We start from the raw sequence: 7,451 nt of genomic DNA on the forward strand, positions 1-7,451 counted from the left end.
CTGCGAAGCTCCATAGGATGTGATTTGCCCATCTCGATCCCCTATATCTGGAAAGATCAGGGAATCAGAAACCGTCCAAGATGGGAAGCCTGAATCATATGAACGGCGACTTGCTCTAATCGTCGCGCTACAGCTTTTCATGGGGTGCCGCGTCAGATCGCATTCCGGGGCGGAAGTGTAATCATTGCAGTTCAGGGTCATGCGACGCTGATCCATGATAAATCCTCCTTTGCCGAGCATTGGGTGTCACCGCTGGTTTCCCAAGGGATCGACACAGTGGGCATGACCTTGATTAATGTTCACGCCGCGCGAATTCGTTATTGGGATGGCGAAGATAGCGGCAAAATTTCTGTGTGACCGCTTGGTTCAAGGGCGGGGGAAAAACTTTTCAGAAGCCCGGCCACAAGCCCGGCGTTGCTGCAATTTCCAACAGATTGTCATCCGGATCACGGAAATACAAACTATGGCCGCCGCGCTTCCAATCGGAGGTACCTTCAATTGCGACACCTGCAGCGACCAGATGAGAGCGCCATTCGGCCAAGCTTTCGTGCGTGGCGGCGAATGCCATGTGCAAGGCACCCGAACCGTCATGCGGCGGGATCAGACCACCGCCCGTCTGCACCGGCTTTGTTGTGGCTCCCCGCAAAAACAACAAAAGCACACTGCGGCCATTGACAGTATATGCGCGCAACCGATTGTCAGCATGTATCGGTGACAGACCCATCACGTCTTCATAAAACACGGCAGCGCGGGAAAGCTCGTGCACGTAAAGGGCGGTCTCGAGGATGGAGAGAAGCCCCGGCACCGGGCGCGCGTTATTCATCGCCATTTGCATAAAGATGCAGTACGAGGGCTTCCTCCACGCCCCCTGCAAACTCAAACTCACCATTCTGAAAATCTTCGATCCGAAGGTGCGGGAAGGCAAAATATTTGGACGGCACATTTGCTTGCGTTGCGGCAAAGATGATCCGGCTGATCCCGGCAAAACGGATTGCTGACAGGCACATTTCACACGGTTGCAATGTTGAAATGATGGAGCAACCGGACAAATCCGTTCGGTTCAGATGCGCCGCAGCACGGATGATCGCAACCATTTCAGCATGCTTTGTCGGGTCAGATTGCAGATGAACCTCGTTCTCGCCGGTGGCAATGATCAGCCCATCCTGCATCACCGCCGCCGCGATGCCAGCTTTGCCGTTTTCTTTCGCGGCTCTCAACGCCCGGTCGATGGCGTCGCACATCGCTGCACTCTCGGCAGCTGTCGGAGTAACAGGCTTGTGGGTGGGGTTTGGGTCAGTCTGCATAGGAACCTCGTTTTTTACAGTCTCGCCCTGTTCCGACGAGCACATTTCTACAACCCGCAGTAATGCGCGCCGCTCAGGTTTCGAGACGTTTTGCGCTGTTGATCCAGCGCAGAACGTTGCGCCGATAGGACGGCGCGGCCGCATCGAAGAACAAAGCGGCTTGCGGCCGTGCGTCGAGTACCTCGCGAAGGTCATGTGGAACTTGAAGAAGGTCGACCTGCTCGTAGGCGTCTTATAGTTCTGAAGCCTTGGAAACGGCAATCGCGGCCAGTCCGGGGGCTTGCATCCCGCCAGCCACATACAACCACTCCCACCGGTCCTTGTAGCTTTTCGACCATTTCTGCTACCGAACCGGCGAAATCAGCTGCATGGTCCGTTCGTCGTCCATCTTGTGGGCCAGTCCGTCCACCCAACCCCTGCAATGCACTTCATCCAACACATCCAGAAGATCAACGTATATTACGGGCCCCGATTTCTTGAAGCGGGCAAGCCACCGGCGCATTTCCTCCAAGCTATCGATGGCCACTTTGAGAAAGGACTCGGTCTAGATCATGCGCAGGGTTTCCGTGCCTCCCGATCTCAGGTCACTATTCCCTTCCCAAGCAGCGCTCAACTTGAGCAAGCAGCATATGTGCACTTGCCGGCTTGCCCAGAAGCGGCGCCGACTGCATGATTTCGGGCTGCTGCTCGCGCGAATACCCGGATGTGACGACGAAAGGTGTACCGAGTTTGATCAGCTCGCGTGCGACGGGTTCGGAAGTTTCCATACCAAGATTGACATCCAGCACGGCGGCGTCGCAACCGAATTGCGCAAGCAATGCAAGTGCCCGGGCGACCGAGTTCGCGGGACCGATCACTACGTAGCCCGCGTCCGAAAGGGCTTGGCTGAAATCCATGGCAATGAGAGGCTCGTCCTCGACAATAAGTACGCGGCGGCCGGATACTGGCTCGGGTTCTTGGACAGCCGCAGTGCCGTTCAACCGCGGCGCTGGCGGCACGTCACTTTCAATCAGGCCCGCCGCTGGGCAGCCGATACGCCAGACGAGACCGGTTGGCGCGAAATTGACCTCGGCGTCGCAGCCGAGACTCATCTTGAGCATGCCGTCGATCACAGTTGAGCCAAAGCCCCGGCGCGCTGGTTTGGCAACCGATGGGCCACCGCTTTCGATCCAGGACATTGCGAACTGCTCCTGACCGCTGACGTCAGATTGCAAGCTCCAATTAATCACCACGCGGCCAGACTCGTTCGACAGTGCTCCGAATTTTGCGGCGTTGGTGGCAAGCTCGTGGACGGCCATCCCGAGTGTCTGGGACGCCGATGCGGTGATTTTTACCAACGGGCCGTTGATCGTGATACGGCCGTCGAGCGCATCGCCAAAATGGGCGAGTTGGGAACGGACAAGCTCGCCTAGCTGCACTGCCTTCCATTCTCCCTTGACGAGCAAATCCTGACTGGCGGAGAGCGCGCGCACACGCTGGCCAAAGATCTCGAGGAAATCCTCCGGCTGCGTTTTTACTGTCTGCTTTGCAATCGCTTGGATGAGACCGAGCATGTTCTTCGAGCGGTGATTGACCTCGCCCATCAGCAGCTTGATGCGATCCTCCTGTTGCTGTTTTTCAGAAAAATCGTAGAAATGGCAGACAACGCCAAGGCGGCCATCCGGCAGGACCATACGCTCGATTTGCCAGTCGTAGGCCTCAGTGGTCTCGATGTCGGCACGGCGCTCGTTAGTTACAGCTTTGAAGGGTTCTCCCGTTGCCAGCGTATGGCGAAAACGCTCAATGACCTCGCTGGAAAATGGATCCAGCCAGATGGCGCGCACCGCCTCGGCGAAGTCGCGCCCAATCAGGGGTCGCACGTTGGCAAATGCCTTCTTGCCGCCATCGCTAATCTGGATCAAGCGGAAATCGGCATCGACGATGTATGTGCCAAACGGGGACCGGTCTATCAGATTGCGGAACGTGTCATGTGCAATTTGCAGCCGATCTTTGGCGCGTGCACGTTTCACCGCCGCCCAAGTTCGCTCAGCGACTTCTTCGACAAGCGAGACTTCGCCCATTGTCCAGATCCGAGGGGAGGCCGAGACGGCGACGATTGCCCAAAGCGGGTTGTTCTCGCCTTTGCGCAGGGTTGCGTTGATCATGGCACCGATGCCGAGGCCGGTGAAACTTGCCCGCTCGCTGTCCGAAAGTCCCGCCATCTTTGCGATGTCGTCGGACACATGCGTCCGTTTAAACACGACCTGAAGCGCCTCGGGAAAATCGGACAAACGCACATGGGCGGGCAGCGGGGGCAGACTGTCGTTGTGTATCTGATGGGGAAACTCGCCAGTGTCCTCTGCCAGCCGATAAATTCCGACGTAGCAGCGATCAAGCTGCATCTCATCGAAGAGCATTCGGAGAGCCCGGTCCATTATGGCCTCGGTGTTCGGCTCGGCCCGCACCGCATCGCTCAAGCGCAGCAGGAAGGCCTGCCGCGCCTCGCTTTCGCGCAGCGCGATTTCGGCGCGCTTGCGCTCGCTGATATCCCTGTAGAATGCGGCAACCTTTTCGGGGCCATGCGGGTAAGCGCTGACCTCGAACCACCGGTCGGCGATTTCGGCATATTCTTCGATGGTTCCCGACTCTCCCGGATCGACGGCTCGGGCAAGAAGGGGAATGAAGCGCGCTGCATCCGAGGGCGTAAGAATTTCCTTGAGTGTTCGTCCGATGGTTTTTGCGCGATCAAAGCCCGTCTGGTGTTCCAAGGCCCTATTCGCTTCGCGATAAAGCAAGTCGGTGATCTGCCCGGTGGGGCCGCGCACGACGTCGAAAAGCGCGAAACCTTCCGCCATGTTATCGAACAAGGTGCGCAACCGCAGCTCGCTTTCGCGCAGGGCCGCCTCGGCCTGCGCGCGCTCTACGGCCGCCCAAGTGCGCTCGGCGGCTTCATCGATGAGGACGGTCTCCTCGGTTGTCCAGTCTCGCGCACCTGCGTGATGGACGGTAAACAGGGCGACGAGCCGACCACCTTTGACAAGCGGCACGGTGATAAAGGACCGGACCCCCACCGCATCATAGGCTGCAAGCACCTCTTTGCTTGCGAGCGGATCGGTCGCCATGTCGCTGACCATTACCTTCAGTCCGGCGGCAAGGGTCTTTATTACATGGACGCCGTAGTCGTTCAGCCGGACGCGCCCGGAGACGCTCGGCCCTTCCTTGGTGTAACCACCCTCGGAGTGCGCATGCTGCCCGTCTGGCTCCACTTGCCAGTATTGGGCGCGTACTGCGCCGAAGTGCTCACCGAGCACGCGGAGTGCGGCGGTCTGAACCTCCACAGGATCGCCAAGGTGCCGGAGCGCGTCGCTGAACTTCAGCAGGAACGCCTGCAGCGCCTCGCTTTCGCGCAACGCATCTTCAGCGTGCTTTTGCTCGGTGATATCCACCGCGGCGCAGATAATTCCCTCAATCTGGCCGTCCGAGCCGCGGCGCGGTTCGACAGTCAGATCAAAATGGCTTTCAGTTTTTCCCGGCGTAGCGGCAGTCACTTCCCGGTTAACGGATTGCCCGGTTTGCAACACCCCGCGCTTGATGGTCGTTAACTGCCGGGCAACAGATGCCTCCATGATTTCAGCGTCGGTCGTTCCAATTACCGAATTGACTGTAAACCCCAACTTAGGATTGTAAATCCAAGTGTAACGCAGATCGAGATCCTGCTCGAACACGGTAATCGGCGAGTTTTCGAGCGCGAGGCGAAACCGATTGTCACTGTCGGCCAGCGCCTTTTGAGCTTGCATGCGCTCGGTTATGTCCCGGACATTGAGCTGGATGACGCTGTGCCCATTTTCATTGTAACAATTAGCAACCACCTCGACGAACCGAGGTGCGCCGTCCTCGGTTTGCAACGGCAAATTTTCATAGCGCACTTGTCCCGTGGCCTTCAGGGACTGAAACATGTCCTTGGCGGCCTGCGCGTCACCAAGGAAACCGAGTTCAAAAATTTCCATGTCGGCCAAATCGGCAAGCGGATATCCAAGCAGCTTAATCATGAATGGATTGGCGTCGACGATCTTTCGCGTCTCAGGATCAACTATGAGTACCCCATCATGGGCTGCCTCGAAAAGACGCCGATATCGATTTTCTGAAAGCAGCATGCCCTTCTCGTGCTGCTTGCGTTTCGACACGTCACGGATCACCGCCACCCTGCCGTCTGGCAGCCCTTTATTGTCCTTTCGCGCGGTGATCCTGCACTCCACGCTCAGCTCACGTCCGTCATGCCGCAGATGAACACTTTCGCTGCACCATTCACCTTGCTCGCGCAGGGCTTTCGCGGCAGCAGCCTCGTCGTCGCTTTTGATCCATGGCGTGGTAAAAACGTCTGCCTGCAGACGCCCGAAGGCATATGACTCAGCCAGCCCATACAGCAGCTCAGCGGCCACATTCAGATAAATGATGCGGTCGCTCTCATCGACAGCTATAACGGCGTCGGCAACTTGCGCCAGTATTTCATTGCCAAGCCAGTTGGCGTCTACAATGCCATGTTGAGCCGCCAAAGCATCAACATCACCGCCACGGAAGGCTCGCACAACGTCTTCCGTTTGCTGCAACCGGATACGCAGCCACTCGTTTTCTTTCAAGATTTCCGCGGGCTGTTGCATTGCGATTATACTCCGTCGATGACAGTATTCAGCAGCGCAGTGCATACTACCAACAATTACTTGCATTACACGTGGAAGTGCACAACACCATTTGTCAAATAGTTGTGTCACGAAACGCTCAGCGTCCTCGGATCGGCACCTTGCATCACACGGCTGGGCTATTTTGTCCGGAACTGAGGACCGTGACCGCGTCGCACCCGCGAGACTGTCGAATATCTCCTCATTCAGGCACTCGTGCATTGTCCGGCAAACGATTCTTGCATCGCCAAGAGGGCGCAGGCTGCCGTTGAAGCTTTCGATCAATCCGTTTCGCTGCGGTTTTGCGGGGTCGATGTCGTGCCAAGCAACGCCAATGTCGCCTGCCCATTTAAGGATCGCCGTGCTGGTGGACTCAGGGGCCCTCCGTAAGAAAACTATCTCCCGGATCGTTTTCTGATCTTTGTTGATCGCTGACGATGCAGCCGGGTTGGCCCTAAATCCGGATCATCGTGGTCAACTCCCGCGCCACCCGTGCTCCGGAACGGCTGCCTGCCAGCGATTGCAAGGCATTCGCCTGTCCACCAATGGATGCCGTGCTTGCAGCAGACCTCTGCCACACTCAGCCCAGCTTATTGATCATTGATCATACCGATGATCTGCATTTGGGTGAAACGGCTCTTTTGCATGGGTCTGCTTCTTCAAGGTTGGGCAGACAATACATTAACGTGAGGCCGTTTCCGCGGAAGCAGGTCAACGCTGTGCAGTGCATGCCATTCCGTACTGCCCAAACGGAACAAATTGTGGATTTTCGAGTTCTCCTTTCGCAACTTGGAATGAAGCAAATGCAAAAAGAGCCTAAAAACGGTGACAAAGTGAGCTGGAACAGCCATGCCGGGCAGGCGCATGGGAAAGTCGTTAAAAAAATCGTGAAGCCTATGACGATCAAAGGTCACCATGTTGCAGCGCCCAAAGATAATCCGGAGTTTCTTGTTGAAACCCCAGCGGGTAAACGCGCTGCCCACAAGGCTAAAGCTTTGAAACAGGAATGACATGACCGAACTTTCAATGCAGCCAACCGATGCGATGGCCGCCAATGCACGCCGTGGACTGAAATTGCGGGAAAAATTTTCCCGTGGCGGAACAGAGGTAGGCGTCGCGCGAGCGCGGCAGTTGATCGCCCAAGGCGAGATGGAGGCAAGCGATATCAAATCAATGCATAGCTATTTTGCCCGCCATACCGTTGATAAAGAGACAAAAACGCACAAGTGGAATTCCGACACTGATCCGTCAGCCGGCTTTATCGCGTGGCTTCTTTGGGGCGGTGACGCTGGTCAGGAATGGGCGGACCGGCGAGCTAAGTCAGGAGACTGACCGGGATCCGCAAGGCTTTACCCTGCTGGTGGATCATTGCGCGGGCTCTGTTGCACAAATCGTGAGGGATTCCCTGCGTGACTGCAAGGTGTTAGTCGCAGGGTATGAGCAAACCTGCACCTCCGACCTACCGCACGACGAACTGGCGCTCTTACAACGC

At 56.9% G+C, this 7,451-nt stretch carries 8 protein-coding genes and 1 pseudogene; 3 read left to right on the forward strand and 6 right to left on the reverse strand.

What is annotated here, in order from left to right:
• The coding region (locus ACP7AP_RS23595) for a hypothetical protein (RefSeq protein ID WP_426038309.1) at positions 1-216 on the reverse strand (216 nt) is incomplete at its 3' end.
• On the opposite strand from ACP7AP_RS23595, the gene ACP7AP_RS23600 reads away from it, so the two are divergent.
• Positions 145-357 carry a pyridoxamine 5'-phosphate oxidase family protein gene (locus tag ACP7AP_RS23600; protein WP_426038295.1) on the forward strand — a complete coding sequence of 71 codons (213 nt, stop codon included), beginning with the start codon at positions 145-147 and terminating at the stop codon, positions 355-357. The genes ACP7AP_RS23595 and ACP7AP_RS23600 overlap by 72 nt on opposite strands.
• Before the next feature lie 31 nt (positions 358-388).
• Here ACP7AP_RS23600 and ACP7AP_RS23605 read toward each other — a convergent pair whose 3' ends face one another.
• The 5 genes and pseudogenes from ACP7AP_RS23605 to ACP7AP_RS23625 all read right to left on the reverse strand — a co-directional run.
• Positions 389-823: a VOC family protein gene (locus tag ACP7AP_RS23605; RefSeq protein WP_426038297.1), complete on the reverse strand. Its 435-nt coding sequence runs from the start codon at positions 821-823 to the stop codon at positions 389-391.
• On the reverse strand, positions 816-1,349 hold the full coding sequence (locus ACP7AP_RS23610) for a nucleoside deaminase (RefSeq protein WP_426038301.1): 534 nt from the start codon (positions 1,347-1,349) through the stop codon (positions 816-818). The genes ACP7AP_RS23605 and ACP7AP_RS23610 overlap by 8 nt, the downstream gene beginning before the upstream one ends.
• A gap of 28 nt (positions 1,350-1,377) precedes the next feature.
• Positions 1,378-1,458 carry a YdeI/OmpD-associated family protein gene (locus ACP7AP_RS23615; RefSeq protein WP_426038303.1) on the reverse strand — a complete coding sequence of 27 codons (81 nt, stop codon included), beginning with the start codon at positions 1,456-1,458 and terminating at the stop codon, positions 1,378-1,380.
• Positions 1,459-1,891: 433 nt separating this feature from the next.
• The gene (locus ACP7AP_RS23620; RefSeq protein WP_426038305.1) at positions 1,892-5,941 is read right to left on the reverse strand and encodes a PAS domain S-box protein; all 4,050 of its coding nucleotides are present in this window, start codon (positions 5,939-5,941) and stop codon (positions 1,892-1,894) included.
• Between the two features lie 201 nt (positions 5,942-6,142).
• Positions 6,143-6,467 (reverse strand): annotated as a pseudogene (locus ACP7AP_RS23625) (integrase core domain-containing protein); the annotation flags it as partial.
• A gap of 295 nt (positions 6,468-6,762) precedes the next feature.
• Here ACP7AP_RS23625 and ACP7AP_RS23630 point away from each other — a divergent pair.
• Positions 6,763-6,969 carry a DUF2945 domain-containing protein gene (locus tag ACP7AP_RS23630; protein ID WP_426038307.1) on the forward strand — a complete coding sequence of 69 codons (207 nt, stop codon included), beginning with the start codon at positions 6,763-6,765 and terminating at the stop codon, positions 6,967-6,969.
• A gap of 1 nt (position 6,970) precedes the next feature.
• The gene (locus tag ACP7AP_RS23635; protein ID WP_426038299.1) at positions 6,971-7,291 is read left to right on the forward strand and encodes a hypothetical protein; all 321 of its coding nucleotides are present in this window, start codon (positions 6,971-6,973) and stop codon (positions 7,289-7,291) included.
• Positions 7,292-7,451: the final 160 nt, after the last annotated feature.

Origin of the sequence: Cypionkella sp. TWP1-2-1b2, assembly GCF_049896245.1 — a bacterium.
In the GTDB taxonomy this organism is placed as follows: Bacteria; Pseudomonadota; Alphaproteobacteria; order Rhodobacterales; family Rhodobacteraceae; genus Cypionkella.